The sequence below is a fragment of the Paeniroseomonas aquatica genome, assembly GCF_030409335.1.
In the GTDB taxonomy this organism is placed as follows: Bacteria; Pseudomonadota; Alphaproteobacteria; order Acetobacterales; family Acetobacteraceae; genus Belnapia; species Belnapia aquatica.
On record NZ_JAUFPN010000182.1, the window covers coordinates 37,028 to 53,045 of the forward strand.

At 70.4% G+C, this 16,018-nt stretch carries 19 protein-coding genes; 3 read left to right on the forward strand and 16 right to left on the reverse strand.

What is annotated here, in order from left to right; genetic code table 11:
* Positions 1-29: 29 nt before the first annotated feature.
* The 7 genes from QWZ14_RS20445 to QWZ14_RS20475 form a co-directional block, all read right to left on the reverse strand.
* Positions 30-887 (reverse strand): cytochrome c oxidase subunit 3, encoded by an 858-nt coding sequence (locus QWZ14_RS20445; protein WP_290318705.1) that lies wholly within the window; start codon positions 885-887, stop codon positions 30-32.
* A 98-nt stretch (positions 888-985) separates the two neighbouring features.
* Positions 986-1,612, reverse strand: coding sequence for a cytochrome c oxidase assembly protein (locus QWZ14_RS20450; protein ID WP_290318706.1), 627 nt, complete (start codon positions 1,610-1,612; stop codon positions 986-988).
* A 40-nt stretch (positions 1,613-1,652) separates the two neighbouring features.
* Positions 1,653-1,796: a hypothetical protein gene (locus QWZ14_RS20455; protein WP_290318707.1), complete on the reverse strand. Its 144-nt coding sequence runs from the start codon at positions 1,794-1,796 to the stop codon at positions 1,653-1,655.
* Entirely contained in the window at positions 1,793-2,719 is a 927-nt protein-coding gene (locus QWZ14_RS20460; RefSeq protein ID WP_290318708.1) for a heme o synthase, read from the reverse strand. The genes QWZ14_RS20455 and QWZ14_RS20460 overlap by 4 nt, the downstream gene beginning before the upstream one ends.
* 82 nt (positions 2,720-2,801) lie before the next feature.
* Positions 2,802-4,412, reverse strand: coding sequence for a cytochrome c oxidase subunit I (ctaD, locus tag QWZ14_RS20465; RefSeq protein ID WP_290318709.1), 1,611 nt, complete (start codon positions 4,410-4,412; stop codon positions 2,802-2,804).
* 45 nt (positions 4,413-4,457) lie between these two features.
* Entirely contained in the window at positions 4,458-5,372 is a 915-nt protein-coding gene (gene coxB / locus QWZ14_RS20470; RefSeq protein ID WP_290318710.1) for a cytochrome c oxidase subunit II, read from the reverse strand.
* A gap of 217 nt (positions 5,373-5,589) precedes the next feature.
* The gene (locus tag QWZ14_RS20475) at positions 5,590-5,916 is read right to left on the reverse strand and encodes an ArsR/SmtB family transcription factor (RefSeq protein WP_290318712.1); all 327 of its coding nucleotides are present in this window, start codon (positions 5,914-5,916) and stop codon (positions 5,590-5,592) included.
* A gap of 136 nt (positions 5,917-6,052) precedes the next feature.
* Here QWZ14_RS20475 and QWZ14_RS20480 point away from each other — a divergent pair, with 136 nt between their 5' ends.
* Complete coding sequence (locus QWZ14_RS20480; protein ID WP_290318713.1) at positions 6,053-7,390, forward strand: Nramp family divalent metal transporter; 1,338 nt, start codon at positions 6,053-6,055, stop codon at positions 7,388-7,390.
* A 67-nt stretch (positions 7,391-7,457) separates the two neighbouring features.
* Positions 7,458-8,225: a transglycosylase SLT domain-containing protein gene (locus QWZ14_RS20485; RefSeq protein WP_290318714.1), complete on the forward strand. Its 768-nt coding sequence runs from the start codon at positions 7,458-7,460 to the stop codon at positions 8,223-8,225.
* A gap of 1 nt (position 8,226) precedes the next feature.
* Here the strand turns inward: QWZ14_RS20485 and QWZ14_RS20490 are convergent, their stop codons facing one another.
* The 3 genes from QWZ14_RS20490 to QWZ14_RS20500 all read right to left on the reverse strand — a co-directional run bounded on the left by QWZ14_RS20490 (position 8,227) and on the right by QWZ14_RS20500 (position 10,427).
* Positions 8,227-8,919: a class I SAM-dependent methyltransferase gene (locus QWZ14_RS20490; protein WP_290318791.1), complete on the reverse strand. Its 693-nt coding sequence runs from the start codon at positions 8,917-8,919 to the stop codon at positions 8,227-8,229.
* Between the two features lie 81 nt (positions 8,920-9,000).
* Positions 9,001-9,879, reverse strand: coding sequence for a DMT family transporter (locus tag QWZ14_RS20495; protein ID WP_290318715.1), 879 nt, complete (start codon positions 9,877-9,879; stop codon positions 9,001-9,003).
* 83 nt (positions 9,880-9,962) lie between these two features.
* A complete protein-coding gene (locus QWZ14_RS20500) occupies positions 9,963-10,427 on the reverse strand; it encodes a GcrA family cell cycle regulator (protein WP_290318716.1) in 465 nt (154 codons plus the stop codon).
* A gap of 65 nt (positions 10,428-10,492) precedes the next feature.
* Between QWZ14_RS20500 and QWZ14_RS20505 the strand changes: the two genes are divergently transcribed.
* Positions 10,493-10,654 (forward strand): hypothetical protein, encoded by a 162-nt coding sequence (locus tag QWZ14_RS20505; RefSeq protein WP_290318717.1) that lies wholly within the window; start codon positions 10,493-10,495, stop codon positions 10,652-10,654.
* On the opposite strand, the gene QWZ14_RS20510 is transcribed toward QWZ14_RS20505, so the two are convergent.
* The 6 genes from QWZ14_RS20510 to QWZ14_RS20535 all read right to left on the reverse strand — a co-directional run bounded on the left by QWZ14_RS20510 (position 10,651) and on the right by QWZ14_RS20535 (position 15,989).
* Positions 10,651-11,370 carry an LrgB family protein gene (locus QWZ14_RS20510; RefSeq protein ID WP_290318718.1) on the reverse strand — a complete coding sequence of 240 codons (720 nt, stop codon included), beginning with the start codon at positions 11,368-11,370 and terminating at the stop codon, positions 10,651-10,653. The two genes, QWZ14_RS20505 and QWZ14_RS20510, sit on opposite strands and share 4 nt — an antisense overlap.
* A gap of 10 nt (positions 11,371-11,380) precedes the next feature.
* Positions 11,381-11,725: a CidA/LrgA family protein gene (locus QWZ14_RS20515; RefSeq protein WP_290318719.1), complete on the reverse strand. Its 345-nt coding sequence runs from the start codon at positions 11,723-11,725 to the stop codon at positions 11,381-11,383.
* Positions 11,722-12,057 (reverse strand): NIPSNAP family protein, encoded by a 336-nt coding sequence (locus QWZ14_RS20520; RefSeq protein ID WP_290318720.1) that lies wholly within the window; start codon positions 12,055-12,057, stop codon positions 11,722-11,724. The genes QWZ14_RS20515 and QWZ14_RS20520 overlap by 4 nt, the downstream gene beginning before the upstream one ends.
* 39 nt (positions 12,058-12,096) lie before the next feature.
* Positions 12,097-13,671 carry an ABC transporter substrate-binding protein gene (locus tag QWZ14_RS20525; protein WP_290318721.1) on the reverse strand — a complete coding sequence of 525 codons (1,575 nt, stop codon included), beginning with the start codon at positions 13,669-13,671 and terminating at the stop codon, positions 12,097-12,099.
* A gap of 227 nt (positions 13,672-13,898) precedes the next feature.
* Positions 13,899-14,324: a hypothetical protein gene (locus QWZ14_RS20530; protein WP_290318722.1), complete on the reverse strand. Its 426-nt coding sequence runs from the start codon at positions 14,322-14,324 to the stop codon at positions 13,899-13,901.
* A 48-nt stretch (positions 14,325-14,372) separates the two neighbouring features.
* Positions 14,373-15,989, reverse strand: coding sequence for an ABC transporter substrate-binding protein (locus QWZ14_RS20535; protein WP_290318723.1), 1,617 nt, complete (start codon positions 15,987-15,989; stop codon positions 14,373-14,375).
* Positions 15,990-16,018 lie beyond the last annotated feature (29 nt).

Here is a 16,018-nt window from a genome sequence, read left to right on the forward strand (position 1 = left end):
TGGTCGTCGGACCCTGGGAGATCAAGGGATCAGTGCTCCGCGATGTCGCCGGCGCCGAGGAAGTAGATGCAGATGAAGAGGAACAGCCACACCACGTCGACGAAGTGCCAGTACCAGGCCGCCGCCTCGAAGCCGAAGTGGCGCTGCGGGGTGAAGTGCCCCTTGATGGCCCGCACCAGGCAGACCGCCAGGAAGATGGTGCCGATGATGACGTGGAAGCCGTGGAAGCCGGTCGCCAGGAAGAAGACCGAGGGATAGACGCCGCCGGTGAAGGCGAAGGGCGCCTCGGCGTATTCCACCGCCTGCAGGGTGGTGAAGAACATGCCGAGCGCGACGGTCAGGGCAAGGCCGCCGATCATCGCCTTGCGGTCGCCGTGCAGCAGCCCGTGATGCGCCCAGGTCACCGTGCAGCCCGAGAGCAGCAGGATCATGGTGTTCAGGAAGGGCAGGCCGAAGGGGTCGAAGGTCAGCACGCCCTTGGGCGGCCAGACCGCGGTGGCGGCGACCGAGCCGGAGACATGCTCGGGGTAGAGCGCGAAGTGGAAGTAGGCCCAGAAGAAGGCCACGAAGAACATCACCTCGGAGGCGATGAACAGCATCATCCCGTACCGCAGGCCGATCCGCACCACCGGGGTGTGCATGCCCGGGGTCCGCGACTCGCGGACGATGTCGCGCCACCACATGAAGGCGGTCGCCAGCACGCCGACGATGCCGGCATAGAGCATCCAGTGGATGTTGTAGTGCGCCAGCAGGATGATGCCGAGCACCAGGGCGCCCGCCGAGAAGCTGGCGACGATCGGCCAGGGGGACGGATCCACCAGGTGGTAGGGGTGCTTGTGGAGCGGTGCGGCTTCCGCAGTCGCCGTCATATCGGAAGAGCTGGCCATTGCGCGTCCTGGTGTCGTGCCGCCGAGGCCGGGGTCCGGGACGGGCCCCGCCGGTTGGGCCGCATCAATCCCCAAAACCCCACCTTTATCAAGCCCGCTTACGGCGTCGCGGTCGGCGGCGTGGCGGCGCCGCGGCCGACATGCTCGCCGGCATTGGCCAGGGCGCCCGAACGGGCCGCGTCGTCGAGGCTGCGGAAGAAGGTGTAGCTGATGGTGATGGTGCGGATGCCCCGGGTATTGGGGTCCTCGCCGATCTTCGGGTCGACCCAGAAGCTCAGCGGCATGTCGGCCTTCTGGCCGGCCGCCAGGGTCTGCTCGTCGAAGCAGAAGCAGGCGGTCTTGTGGAAATACTTGCCCACCACCTCGGGCGTCACGTTGTAGGTGGCGATGCCGGTGACCGGCGTGCCGGAGAGGTTCTCGGCGCTGTAGAAGCCCATGCCCTCCTCGCCGACCCGGAGCGACAGGGACGGCGCCTCCGGCCGGAAGCGCCAGGGCAGGTTGGGCTGGGTATTGGCGTTGAAGCGGATGGTCAGCACCTGCTGCCCGGCGCCCGGCGCCGCCGGCCCGCCGGTCTGCACCGTGCCATTGTAGCCGGTCGCCCGGCAGAACATGTCGTAGAGCGGCACCGAGGCGAAGGCGAGGCCGACCATGCCGGCGACGAAGCCGCCGACCATGAGGCCCAGGCGGCGGTTGCGGCGGCGGAGCGCGGGAGGGTGCTGCTGCATGATCGACCTCAGATGGCGCCCGGCGGCGCCGCCGCAAGCATCAGCCGCGCAGGACGCGGGCGGTGCTGATGAAGAAGAACAGCACGACCAGCGCGATCAGCACCCCGAGCACCGCCCAGTTCTTCTGCCGCCGCCGCCGGTCGAGGTCAGCCCGCTGCTCCGGCGTCATCGCCACCGGGATCATCCGAGCACCGCCTTGTCGGCGGCCAGCGCAATGAACAGCAGCGCCAGGTAGAGCAGCGAGTAGCGGAAGGCCTTCTTGGCCGGGACGTCGTTACTCAGGCTGCGGCCGGCGGCGTCCTGGAGGTCGCGGTAGACCGCGACCGACTGGCGCAGGAACTCGGCCCCCAGCAGCAGCGCCGCGGCGGCGTAGACCCAGCCGGCGAAGCCGAAGACCCAGGGCAGCAGGGTCAGCGGCACCAGGGCGATGGTATAGACCAGCACCTGCTTCCGCGTTTCCCTGGCGCCGTGGGTGACCGGCAGCATCGGCACCCCGACCTTCTCGTAGTCGGCATGGGCCCAGAGGCTGAGCGCCCAGAAATGCGGCGGGGTCCAGAAGAAGATGATGGCGAACATCAGCACCGGCATCAGCGTCACGTCGCCGGTCACGGCGGCCCAGCCGATCACCGGCGGGAAGGCCCCGGCGGCGCCGCCGATGACGATGTTCTGCGAGGTCCGCCGCTTCAGCCACATGGTGTAGACGAAGACGTAGAAGCCGATCGACAGCGCCAGCACCCCGGCCGCGACCCAGTTGGTGGCAAGCCCCATGATGGCGACCGAGGCCAGCGCCAGGCCGACGCCATAGGCCAGCGCCGCGCCCGGTTCGATCCGCCCGGCCGGGATCGGCCGCCGCTCGGTCCGCCGCATCACCGCGTCGATGTCGCGGTCGTACCACATGTTGATGGCCCCCGCGGCGCCGGCGCCGAGCGCGATGCAAAGCACCGCGGCGATGGCCAGGGTCGGGTGCAGGTGCCCCGGGGCCACCAGCAGCCCCACCACCCCGGTGAGGACCACCAGCGAGATCACCCGCGGCTTGAGGAGGGTGACCCAGTCGGAGACCTCGGAGAGATCCTGTCGCAGGGGGGCAGCAGCGGTGACGTCGCTCATGCCCGCGATGTAGGCCCTGGCAACGCAAAACGCCACACCCTCCCGGGTGTGGCGCTGCGGATATTCCTCGAGAAGGCCGGGATCAGCGGATCCGCGGCAGTTCCTCGAAGGTGTGGAACGGCGGCGGGCTGCTGACCTGCCACTCGAGGGTGGTCGCCCCCTCGCCCCAGTAGTTGTCGGCCAGGTGCTCCTTCGAGGTGAAGGTGCGGTAGCAGACGTAGAGGAAGACGAGCATCGAGCCGGCCGACAGGTACGAGCCCATCGAGGACAGGAAGTTCCAGCCGGCAAAAGCGTCGGGGTAGTCCGGGTAGCGGCGCGGCATGCCCTGGGCGCCCAGGAAGTGCTGCGGGAAGAAGGTCAGGTTGGCGCCGGCGAAGAGCATCCAGAAGTGGACCTTGCCCCAGAACTCCGGGTACTGCCGGCCGCTCATCTTGCCGATCCAGTAGTAGAAGCCGCCGAAGATCGAGAAGACCGCGCCCAGCGACAGCACGTAGTGGAAGTGCGCCACCACGTAGTAGGTGTTGTGCAGGATCACGTCGACGCCGGCATTGGCCAGCTTCACGCCGGTCACGCCGCCGAGCGTGAACAGGAAGATGAAGCCGATCGCCCAGAGCATCGGCGTCTTCAGGCTGATGGAGCCGCCCCACATGGTGGCGATCCAGCTGAAGATCTTGATCCCCGTGGGCACCGCGATGACCATGGTCGCGGCCATGAAGTAGGCCCGGGTGTCCACGTCGATTCCGGACGTGAACATGTGGTGGGCCCAGACGATGAAGCCGACCACGCCGATGGCGACCATGGCATAGGCCATGCCGAGGTAGCCGAAGACCGGCTTGCGGCTGAAGGTCGAGATGATGTGGCTGATGATGCCGAAGCCCGGCAAAATCATGATGTAGACTTCGGGGTGGCCGAAGAACCAGAACAGGTGCTGGAACAGCACCGGGTCGCCGCCGCCGGCCGGGTTGAAGAAGGCGGTGCCGAAGTTGCGGTCGGTGATCAGCATGGTGATCGCGCCCGCCAGCACCGGCACGGCCAGCAGCAGCAGGAAGGCGGTGACCAGCATCGACCAGACGAACAGCGGCATCTTGTGCAGGGTCATGCCCGGCGCCCGCATGTTGAAGATGGTCGTGATGAAGTTGGCCGCGCCCATGATCGAGCTGGCACCCGCGAGGTGGAGCGAGAACAGCGCCATGTCCATCGAAGGACCCGGGTGGTACTGGCTGTCCGACAGCGGGGTGTAGATGGTCCAGCCCGCGCCGGCGCCCTGGCCGACGAACATCGAGGCGCCCAGCAGCAGGAAGGCCGGCACCAGCAGCCAGAAGCTGATGTTGTTCATGCGCGGGAAGGCCATGTCCGGCGCGCCGATCATCAGCGGCACGAACCAGTTGCCGAAGCCGCCGATCATGGCCGGCATGACCACGAAGAAGACCATGATCAGGCCATGGGCGCTGACCACCGTGTTCCAGCCCTGGCCGTCGGCGAAGATCTGCATGCCCGGCTGCTGCAGCTCCAGCCGCATCAGCACCGACAGCCCGACCCCGACCAGCGCGGCGATGACCGAGAAGATCAGGTAGAGGGTGCCGATGTCCTTGTGGTTGGTGCTGAACAGCCAGCGCCCGACGAACCCTGGCGTATGGTCGTGGTGGTCGTCGTGGCCTGCTGCGTGGGAGTGACTGTGGTCCGCGGTCGCCATGGGTCCGTCCGCCTCGTTATGGTGTGTCAACCGATGCCGCCGGGATTACCGGCCGGCCTCGGCAAGCTGCGTGGTGGCCACGGCCGCCGGCTGGGCGGCGATCGCCGCCGGAGGGGCGGTCTCGTTCGTGGCGTATTTCTTCTTGGCCTCGTCCAACCAGGCCTGGAACTGGGCCTGCGGGATGGCCTTCACCACGATCGGCATGAACCAATGGTTGGTCCCGCAGATCTGGTTGCACTGGCCGTAGAAGGTGCCCTCGTGGTCGGCGCGGAACCAGGTCTCCAGCGTCCGGCCGGGGATGGTGTACTTCTGCACGCCGAGCGAGGGGACGAAGAAGCTGTGGATCACGTCCTGGCCGGTGGTCAGCACACGGACATTGGCGCCCACCGGAATGACCAGAGGCTCGTCCACGGTCAGGTTCCGCAGGTCGCCCGGCTTGAGGTCCTCGGTCGGGATCGGCCGGCTGTCGAAGGCCAGCTCGCCGCTGTCGGGATAGGCATAGTGCCAGTACCACTGCCGGCCCTGGACGTTGATGGTGATGTCCGCGTCCCGGGCCCGGTCCTCATAGTAGATGAGGCGGAAGGAGGGGATGGCGATGATCAGCAGGATCAGCACCGGCAGCACCGTCCAGGCCACTTCCAGCATGGTGTGGTGGCTGGTGCGCGACGGCGTCGGATTGGCCGATTCGCGGTAGCGCCAGACGCAATAGGCCAGCAGCGCCGTCACGAAGACGGAGATGATGATGATGATCCACAACACCAGGTTGTTGAAGTCGTGGATCGCCTCCTTCACCGGCCCGAAGGCCTCCTGCAGGCCCATGCCCCAGGCATGCGGCGCGCCGACCACGTCTTCCGCCGCCGCCGGCCCGGCCCAGAAGGCCAGGCACAGCGCCGCCATGCCGAGCAGCCCGGTCAGCACCGGAGCTGAAATCTTGAGTGAACGCCCGATCAAACGCCGCATCCCGTGCCCCGTCCGCGCGCCATGCGCGCGCCGCCTGATGCCTGTCCCGCCGGCCCGTATGGCCGCCCCGACTGGCCGAATGACGCGCCCCCTCCCCGGATGCCGGGGGTCCGGAGGCGCGGCCGGACCATAGTCGCGCTGCACCACACCGCACAAGTGAGCCCAACCCCGGGATACGCAAGTCCGGGTCTGAAAATCCGCCCGGCGGTGGTCGGGCTCAGCCGGCGGCCTCGGCCTCGGCATCCACCTCGGCCACGTGGTCGACCATGTCGGACAGCATGGACCGGACGTGCTCGTCCTGCACCGCGTAGAAGACCTGTCGGCCGCGGCGGTCGGCCTGGAGCAGCCGGGCCGCCCGCAGCAGCCGCAGGTGGTGCGAGACCAGGGAGGCCGAGATCCCCAGCCGTTCCGCCATTTCCCCGACCGCCGCGGCGGCATCGAGGCAGGCCAGGATGATCTTCAGCCGCGTCGGGTCGCTCATCAGGCGGAACATTTCCGCCAATTCAACCACCTGGTCGTCGCCGATCCGGATCCGTCCGCGCATGCACCCTCGCCTTCAGCCCGATGCCCTTGACAGGAAAGCCTCCCGGGCGCAACTCGATACCAGTATAACCCACTGAAAAACAAGGAACCTCTGAACAGTTGAAGACCTGTTCACCCGTCCCTTCCCGGACGCCCCGATGCTGAGCCGCCGGGATCCGGCGCCGGCATCCGCCCCCAACCCCAGCGATCTCAGCCTGGCCGAGATGCACGGCAGCGTCCGGATCCCGAATGCCGGCGGCTGGCTGCGCCGGCTCTCGGCCTTCATCGGCCCGGGCTACCTCATCGCGGTCGGCTACATGGACCCCGGCAACTGGGCGACCGCCCTCGCGGGCGGATCGGCCTTCGGCTACACGCTGCTCAGCGTCGCCCTGGTCTCCTCGCTTATGGCCATGCTGCTGCAGGCGCTCTGCACCCGGATCGGCATCGCCTCGGGCCGCGACCTGGCCCAGCTCTGCCGCGACCGCTTCCCCCGCCCGGTCAACCTCGTGCTCTGGGCCCTGGCCGAGGTGGCGATCTGCGCCACCGACCTGGCCGAGCTGATCGGCACCGCCATCGCCCTGCAATTGCTCTTCGGCATCCCGCTCATCATCGGGGTGCTGCTGACCGCGGCCGATGCGCTGCTGATCCTCTGGCTGCAGCACCGCGGGGTGCGCTGGCTCGAGGCCCTGGTCGCCGGGCTGATCTTCCTGGTCTTCGGCTGCTTCGCGGTGCAGCTCGCCTGGGCCCAGCCGGACTGGGCGGCGGTGCTGAACGGCTACATCCCGAACCCCTCCATCCTGACCGACGAGACCCAGCTCTACATCGCCATCGGCATCCTCGGCGCCACGGTCATGCCGCATAACCTCTACCTGCACACCGCCGTGGTGCAGTCCCGCGCCTATGGCCCCGGCGCCCCGGCCAAGCGGGAGGCGATCCGCTTCGCCACCATCGACAGCAGCCTGGCGCTGACCCTGGCGCTGTTCATCAACTCCGCCATCCTCATCACCGCCGCCGCCGTCTTCCATGCCGGCGGCCGCACCGAGGTGGCGGAGATCCAGGAGGCCTACGAGCTCCTCACCCCCATGGTCGGCACCGCCGCCGCCGCCACCCTCTTCGCCGTGGCGCTGCTGGCCTGCGGCCTGAACGCGACGGTGACGGCGACGCTCGCCGGGCAGGTGGTGATGGAGGGCTTCCTCGGCCTCCGGCTGCCGCCGGTGCTGCGCCGGCTGGTCACCCGGCTGGTCGCCATCGTCCCGGCGGTGATCGTCACCTGGTACTACGGCACCAGCGGCACCGCCCAGCTGCTGATCCTGTCGCAGGTGGTGCTCTGCCTGCAGCTGCCCTTCGCCGTGGTGCCGCTGATGCTCTTTGCCTCCGACCGCGGGCGGCTGGGCGAGCATACCGCCCCGGGCTGGCAGCTGGTGCTGGGCTGGGCCAGCACGGTGCTGATCGTGGTGCTGAACCTGAAGCTGTTCTGGGGGCTGCTGACGGGCTAGGCGGCGGAGACGTGATGCAGCCCCGCCGCGGCCGGGCCGCTACACCCCTGGCATGGCGGAACCCGGCTTGATCCCGCGCCAGGGGGCGGCGACGTCCCGGGCGGCCCTCCCCTGGCGGGCCATCGGCGCCCTGGCGGCGCTGCTGCTGGCCGCCCCCGCGGCGGCGCAGCCGGCCGCAGACCCGGCCCGGGATGCCGCCTGGGGCGCCTGCCGCCGCGCCATCGCGGCGGCGGAGCCCGCCTCCGGCCTGCCACCCGGCCTGCTGCTGGCCATCGCCCTGGTCGAGACCGGCCGGGCCGAGGGCCGCAGCGGCCGGATCGAGCCCTGGCCCTGGAGCTGGAACGCCGGGGGCGAAGGCCAGGCCGAGCCCAGCCGGGAGGCCGCCATCGCCCGGGTGGAGGGCTTCCTCGCCAGCGGCCGCCGCTCGGTCGACGTCGGCTGCATGCAGGTGAACCTGCTGCACCACCCGGATGCCTTCGCCAGCCCGGCCGAGGGCTTCAACCCGGCCGCCAACATCCGCTACGCCATCCGCTTCCTGAAGGAATTGCGCGCCCGCACGGGCAATTGGGCCGAGGCCATCGCGCAGTACCACTCGGCGGAGGCGGAGCGTGGCGGCGCCTATCACCGGCGGGTGGTGCTGGCGCGGCTGGGAACGGCCTGGGCGGCGGGCGGGCCCGGGCCGGTCGCCCTGACGCTGCCGGCCGGTGCCGGTTCGGGCGGGGCGCTCGCCGGGCTCTGCGCGGCGGGGCTGCGGCCGGTGCTGCTCATCCGCCGCGGCGGCGGCGGGGCCCAGCCGCGGCTCGGCTGCCGCCGGCCCGGCCGGGCTTCGCCCTAGCCTAGGCCAGGGCCAGGTTCGGCACCCGCACCAAAGTGAACAGGCCGAAGGGCGGGCATTCGGTGATCTCGACCGCCTGCCGCGGATCATCGAGCAGATCCGTCAGGGCGAAATCCGGATGCCAGCCGAGCACGCGGGACAGCGGCGCCAGCGTGCGCTCGGCCCACCAGCGCAGGCCGCCCTCGGCGGCGAAGTGATTGACGAAAAGCAGCTCGCCGCCCGGCCGCACCACCCGGCGCATCTCGCGGTAGAGCCGCCTGGCATCGGGCACCACCGTCGCGGTGAACATCGCCACCGCGATGTCGAAGCTATCGTCCTCGAAGGCCATGGCCTCGGCGTCCATCTCGACCAGGCCGACGACGTTGCGCAGGCCGCGGCTCTCCACCCGCTCGCGGGCGTGCCTCAACATGTCGCGCGACAGGTCGATGCCGACCACGCGCTTCTGCGGATGGTACAGCGGCAGGGCGAGGCCGGTGCCGACGCCGACTTCCAGCACGCGGGTGCCGGGCAGCTTGTTCGCCATCGCGACCGCACGCTTGCGCCCGGCGCCGGAGACGCCGCCGAAGACGCCGTCATAGACACCGGCCCAGCGGCGATAGGCATCGCGCACGGACTCCACATCCAGCGCAGCCCGTGGATGCGCCAGCCGATCGACCTGCTTGCTTGGGGGCTGCTGCAGCCTTGCGTGGGAAATGACGCGGCTCTCCTCCGGCGTAGGCCCTGCGCTAGACCAATGCTGCCGAGGACGCAAGCGTGGGCGACCTCCTCCGGTTGCCTAGGAGGCCGGTGATCCGCGCGCCTTTTCCGGCAGCGCAACCAGAATTCCGCCGGTGGCGATGACCGCCGCGCCGGCCAGGGTCCAGCCATCCGGCCAGTCGCCGAAGACCAGCACGCCCGCCAGGGTTGCCCAGACCAGCTGGGTATAGGACAGCGGCGCGAGCAGGCTGACCGGCGCCCGCGCATAGGCCAGCACCAGCAGCCCGTGCCCCAGCGCGCCCAGCAGGCCGAGCAGCACCAGCAGCCCCCAGTCCAGCGTCCCCGGCCAGGTCCAGACCAGGGGCTGCACCAGCGTCGTCACCACCGCCCCGGCGAAGCCGGTGTGCAGGATGGTGGTGCGCGGGTCGTCGATCGCCGCCAGCTTGCGGGTCAGGATCTGGTAGACCGCGAACATCGCCGCGGTGCCGAGCGGCAGCAGCACCGCCCAGTGCATCGGCGCCCCGCCGGTCAGGAAGGGCGGCCGGATCGCCACCAGCACCCCGGCCAGACCGACGCAGACCCCCAGCCAGCGCCGCCAGCCCACCCGCTCCCGCAGCCAAGTCGCGGCCAGGGCCACGGTGAACAGCGGCGAGGCGAAGCCGATCGCCGTCGCATCGGTCAGCGGCAGGTGCGGCAGGGCGGTGGAGAACATCAGGTTGGCGCCGGCCAGCATCAGGCTGCGCCAGGCCTGCAGCCAGGGCGCCCGGGACCGCCAGGGCAGCCGCCCCATGGTCAGCCGGAACAGCAGGGCCACGGCCAGCAGGCTGAAGACGAAGCGCGCCCACATGAGCTGCGGCACGGCGTAGTAGGCCGTGAGCAGCTTCAGCAGCGTGTCCATGCAGACGAAGACCGCGAGCGCCGCCACCTGCAGCGCGACGCCGGCGAGCCAACCCTTCATCGGCTGGCGAGCAATCTAACCATCCCGACAGGATCGCCCCGGCGCCGGCCGGGGGCAACCCATGGTGGTGAGCGCCGCTGCGGTCAGGCGGCGTCTTCGCGCCGGTCGCGGGCCTTCACGTAGGCGACCGCCGCATGCTCCTGGCAATAGGGCTTGCCGCCCAGCGCCTCGGCCACGCAGAAGCGGAAGTCCGCGGTGCCCGGCTCGCCCAGCGGCCAGCAGCAATTCCGCAGGGAGGCGCGGGGGAAGGCGCGGACCACGGCGGTGGCGGGCTGGCCGGCCGGCTTCTCCGGCCGGCGGATGGTGGCGGCGGCCTCGCGCGGCGTGCCCGGGGCGGCGGGGGTGCGGCGCGGCTGGACCTGGGCGGGCCGGCTGGCGGCCTCGGCATCGCGGCGGATGGGACTGGGCCTCGCGTCGAGGTTCAGCCGGTGCGCCTTGCCGACAACGGCGTTCTTCGAGATGCCCATGCGGCGGCCGATCTCGGCCGTCGAATGACCCTCTGCCCAAAACGCACGGAGCTGGTCGATAGCCTCTGCCGTCCAGTCCATGTGGTTCTCCCGATCAACGGCCCACCAGATGTAGCGCCTACTAGATACGGTAGGATATCGCGTGGGTGGACCACAAGTTCTGGCGCGTCGAGTTCACCAAAAAGCTGTGGACAAGCCTGCACATGCATCGGATTGGCGAATTTTGGCAAGCCCCGGCATGCAAATTAACCCTCGCGGAGCGTCACGACATGTCGAAACGAATGCGAATCGAGCGGGCGGCCGGCTAGCCGAAGGCCAGCCGCCAGAGCAGCGGCAGCAGCAGCGCCGTGGCCAGGGCGTTCAGCCCCATCGCCAGCCCGCTGAAGGCCCCCGCCGCGGCGCTGACCGACAGCGCCCGGGCGGTGCCGATGCCATGCGCCGCGGTGCCGATCGCCAGCCCCCGCGCCCGCATGTCCCGCACCCGCGCCCAGTCCAGCACCAGCGGCCCGAGCGCCGCCCCGGTGATGCCGCTGCAGATCACCAGCGCCGCGGTCAGCGACGGCAGCCCGCCGATCCGCTCGGCGATGCCCATGGCGACCGGGGTGGTGACCGAGCGCGGCGCCAGCGAGGCGACCACCTCCGGCGCCGCCCGCAGCGCCAGGGCGATGGCGACGCCGACCCCGGCCGCGAAGACCCCGCCGGCGATGACCGAGACCGCCGCCACCCCCGCCGCCCGCCGCACCACCGCCCATTGCCGGTAGAGCGGCACCGCCAGCGCCACGGTCGCCGGGCCGAGCAGGAAATGCACGAATTGCGCACCCTCGAAGTAGCTGCGGTAGTCGATGCCCGTCAGCAGCAGCCCGGCCGCCAGCAGCGCCACCGCGAACAGCACCGGATTGGCCAGCGCATGCCGCCCGCAGGCCCGCTGCAGCCGCAGCGCGCCGAGCCAGGCGAGCAGGGTCGCGGTCAGCGCCGCCAGCGGCTCCCGCGCCAAATAGACCCAGATCTCGCCCAGTTCGCTCATCGCGGGTCGCTCATCCGAGCCGCCGCAGCAGCCATTGCGCCAGCCGCCCGGTGAAGGCGATGGCCGAGAGGGTGCCGACCACCACCGCCAGCGACAGCGGCGCCCAGTCCCGCGCCAGCAGCGGCAGGTAGAGCACCACCCCGACCCCGGCCGGCACGAAGAGCAGCCCGAGGCTGCCGAGCAGCCCATCCGCCGTCGCATCCAGCGCCGGCGGCGCCTCCCGCCCGCGCAGCAGCAGCGCCAGGAACAGCAGCACCATGCCGATCACCGGGCCCGGCACCGGCAGGTGCAGCGCCCGCGCCACGACCTCGCCGGCCAGCTGGCAGGCGAGCAGGGCGGCGAGCGCGCCGATCATGCCGTGCCGGCCCGGTAGGCCTCGAAGAAGCCGGTCGGGCGGATGATGCGGTTCTGCATCTTCACCAGCGCCCCCTGCTGCGCCGCGGCCTTGAGGTAGGCGGCCCAGGCGGGGTCGGCGGCCATGGCGGCGCGGCGCCGCTCGCGGTCGCCCTGGTCGGCATAGCCCCACATGTGGACCACGGTGTTCAGCGCGCCCTCCAACGTGGTGTACCAGCCGACGCAGTGGCCGAGGTGCTTCAGCTGCAGCGGCCAGCCCTGCTCCTCGTAGAGCGCGACGAACTCGGCCATCCGGTTCGGCAGGGTGGTGTAGATGCGCAGGTCGACGATCATGGCGGCGGCTCCCTCTCCGCCGCCATGATCCATGAGCGGCTACTGCAGGTCCACCGTCACCAGGTCCTGGAACCAGGACTGCGCCGAGACGAAGCCGCGCACCCGGCACGACATGGCGCGCGGATTGAGGTCGTGCACGATGAAGAGCCAGGGCGGGTTGTCCACCAGCCGCTCATGCGCGCGGGCATAGGCGGCGTCGTAGGCGGCCGGCGTCGTCGCGTTCTCGAGCGCGCCGAAGGCGGCCTCGAATTCCGGGTCGTTCCACTGGCCCCAGTTGAAGCCGTTGGGCGGCACGAAGGCCTGCAGGAAGTAGCGCGCCGCCACCGCCGGATCGGAGGAGGGCGAGGAGGGGTTCACCGAGGCCGCGCCGTTCAGGATGCCGGCATCCGGCCCGCTGCGCATCGCGGTCAGCAGGGTGTTCCACTCCGTCACCTCGAAGGCGACGTTGACGCCGCAGGCCTCCTTCAGGTTCTGCTGCATGTACTCGTTCATCGGCAGCGGCAGCATCTGGCCGGAGCCGCTGGCCGAGATCAGCACCTTGAAGGACAGCGGGCGCTGCGCGGTGAAGCCGGCCTCGGCCAGCAGCGCCTTCCCCTTCGCGGGGTCGAAGCCGTAGCGGTTCTGCGGACTGCCGAAATGCGGGTCGGAGGGCTTCAGCCAGCCGACCGAGGGCTCCGCCGTGCCGTTCAGCAATTGCACCAGCCCGGCGCGGTCGACGCAGTAGTTCAGCGCCTGCCGCACCCGGGGGTCGCGGAAGGGCGTGGCGGCGCCGCCCATCTGGAAGAACCAGGGCCAGACATGCGGGTAGCTGTTGGTCACCACGTTGAAGTTCGCCTGGCGCAGCGAGGGGATGGCATCCGGCGGCGGCACCTCGATCCAGTCCACCTGGCCCGAGCGCAGCGCGGCGAGCCGGCTGTTCGCCTCCGGGATCGGCAGCAGCAGCACGCGGTCGAGCTTCGGCACCCGCGCCGGGTCCCAGTAGCCCTCGTTCTTCGTGAGCTCGGCCGAGACCCGCGCGGTGAAGCGCGAGAGGCGGAACGGCCCGGTGCCGGCGGGGGGGAGCATCGCCACCCTGGACCAGTCGCGGCCGCCCTGCTCGAAGCTGTTCGGGCTGATGAACAGGATATAGACCGCCATGTAGGGGAAGTAGCTGGCGACGCGGGTGGTGGTCATCGCCACCGTCCGGTCGTCGATCTTGCGGTAGCTCGCCATGATCGGGATGCGCGAGCGGGTGATGCCGCTGCCGGCCGGCTCGAACTGCGGGCTGTCGGTCTTGAAGAAGCGGTCGAGGTTCCAGATCACGCTGTCGGCGCTGAAGGGCGTGCCGTCGTGGAATTTGACGCCTTCGCGCAGCCGGAAGATCCAGGTCTTCGGATCGGCCGGGTCCTGCGACCAGCTTTCCGCCAGGCCCGGGCGAAGCGCCGCCGGCTGGTCGGCGCGGCTGAGGTCCCAGAGCACCAGCCCCTCGAAGCTGGGGTAGCCGAGGAAGCGCATGCCCTCGAAGCCGTTGTTCGGCATGCCCGTGGTGGTCGGCACGTCGGCCGCGGTCATGGCGATGCGGAGCGTTTTCTGCTGCGCCAGGGCGGGTGGCGCCAGGGCCAGCAGGGCGGCCATGGCGAGGCCCCTGAATAATCCGGTGCGGTTCATCGGCGTGTCCGTCCCCTGTCTCGGTGGCGCCGCCGCGATGCAAGCAGCGTGCAAGCTGGCACGTCCCCTTGCCGATGCAGTGGCGGGGATTGCCTGCACAAAGCTTGCGCAAGGCTGCCTGCGGCCGCAGCAGCGGCTCAGGGCGTGGCCCATCGCAGCCTCGGGGCTTCATCGGCGGGCAGGACAGCCGTGTGTCAGGCTGTCGGCGGGGTCGCCCTCCGCCCCAGGACCATCGGCAGCGCGGCGAAAGCGACCTGCCCGGCCAGCCCGACTAACCCCAGCGGGGTGGCCGTGGCCGCCGCCCAGTCCATGACGCCTTGGCCGCGCAGCACCCCGGCCAGCGCTATTTCGCTGGCCATCGTCAGGGCGAAGGCGGTCGCGCCCATCGTGGCGCGCTGCGGGAGCGTGAGGACACGATGGCGCAGGATCCGGCGGGCGACGGCCCAGCTCACCACGAGGATCATGGGCACTTCCAGCAGGACCGCGGCCGTCGGCCCGATGCGGGGTGCCACGACCAGCACCCGGGCAACCCCCATGGCGAAGGCCACGGCGAATACCGCCAGGAAATACAGCAGCCCCGGCAGCAATGCCGCGGTCATCGGAGCGGCCGGCCGGACCATGATCGGCGCATCATGCCACGCCGATCATGGTGAAGGCGTGCCCCTGCCCTATTGCAGATCGACCCGCGTCAGGTCCTGGTACCAGGACTGCGCCGAGACGAAGCCGCGCACCCGCCGGGTCATCGCGCGGGGATTGAGGTCGTGCACGATGTAGAGCCAGGGCGCGCCATCGACCAGCCGCTCATGCGCCCGTGTCAGCGCCGCGGCGATGGCCGTCGGGTCGGTGCTGGTCTCGACCGCGGCGAAGGCGGCATCGAAGGCCGCGTCCCGCCAATGCCCGGCGTTGGAGCCGACCGGCGTCGCATTGGAGGAGAGGAACCAGCGCGCCATCTGCGAGGCATCGGAGGAAACCAGGCTGATGTTCAGCGCATCGGCGCCGAGCCATTGCGGCGCATCCGGCGTGGCCCGGAGCCCGGCCAGCAGGGTGTTCCACTCGACCACCTGGAAGGCGATGTCGACGCCGCAATTCTCCTTCAGCGATTGCTGGAGGTACTCGTTCATCGGCAGCGGCAGCATCTGGCCGGAGCCGCTGGTGGAGATGCCGATGGTCAGCTTCAGCGGCCGCTGCGCGGCATAGCCGGCCTCGGCCAGCAGGGCGCGGCCCTTGGCCGCATCCAGCCGGTAGCGGTTCTGCGGGCTGCCGAACAGCGGGTCGTTCGGCTTGTAGAAGCCGACCGAGGGCTCCGCCGTGCCGTTCAGCAGCGTGACCATGCCGTCGCGGTCGAAGCAGTAGTTCAGCGCCTGGCGCACCCGGACGTCGGAGGTCGGGCTGGAGGCGCGGCCGGCGGCGAAGACCCAGGGCCAGACATGCGGATAGCTGTTGGTCACCACCTGGAAGCCGCCGGCGCGCAGGCTCGGCAGCCCGTCCGGCGGCGGCACCTCGATCCAGTCCACCTGGCCGGAGCGCAGGGCGGCAAGCCGCGTATTCGCCTCCGGCATCGGCAGCAGCAGGATGCGGTCGAGCTTGGCGCGGCGGTTCGGGTCCCAGTAGTTGTCATTGCGCGAGATCTCGGCGGATTGCCGCGGCACGAAGCGGGTGATGCGGAAGGGCCCGGTGCCGGCGGCGCCGGCGGTCGCCACCTTGGACCAGTCCCGGCCGTTGCTCTCCCAGGACTGCGGCGAGGTGAAGAGGATCCAGGTCAGCAGGTAGGGCAGGTAGGAGATCGGCCGGGCGGTCTCGAGCTCGACGGTATGGGCGTCGATCTTCCGATACCCGGTCAGGATCGAGACCCGGCCGCGGGCCAGCGCGGCGCCGGCGGCATCGAATTGCGGACTGTCGTTCTTGTAGAAGCGGTCGAAGTTCCAGATGACGCTATCGGCGCCGAAGTCCGAGCCGTCGTGGAATTTCACCCCTTGGCGCAGGTCGAAGCGCCATTTCCTGCCGTCGGCCGGGTCCTGGGTCCAGGCGGTGGCGAGGCCGGGCATGATATCCGCCGGCCGGTCGGCGCGCGAGAGGTCCCAGTTCACCAGCGGCTCGAAGACGGGGAAGCCGAGGAAGCGCATGCCCTCGGAGCCGTTGTTCGGCATGCCGGTGGTGGTCGGCACGTCCGAGGCGGTCATCGCGACGCGCAGGACCTTGGGGGCCTGGGCTTGGGCGGTGAGTGGGACGATCAGGCTGGCGGCGAGGGCCAGGCGTCTGAAGGTGGTTCCGGTGCGAAGGTGCAAGGCGAGGCTCCCTGGTTAGGCGGCCGGGC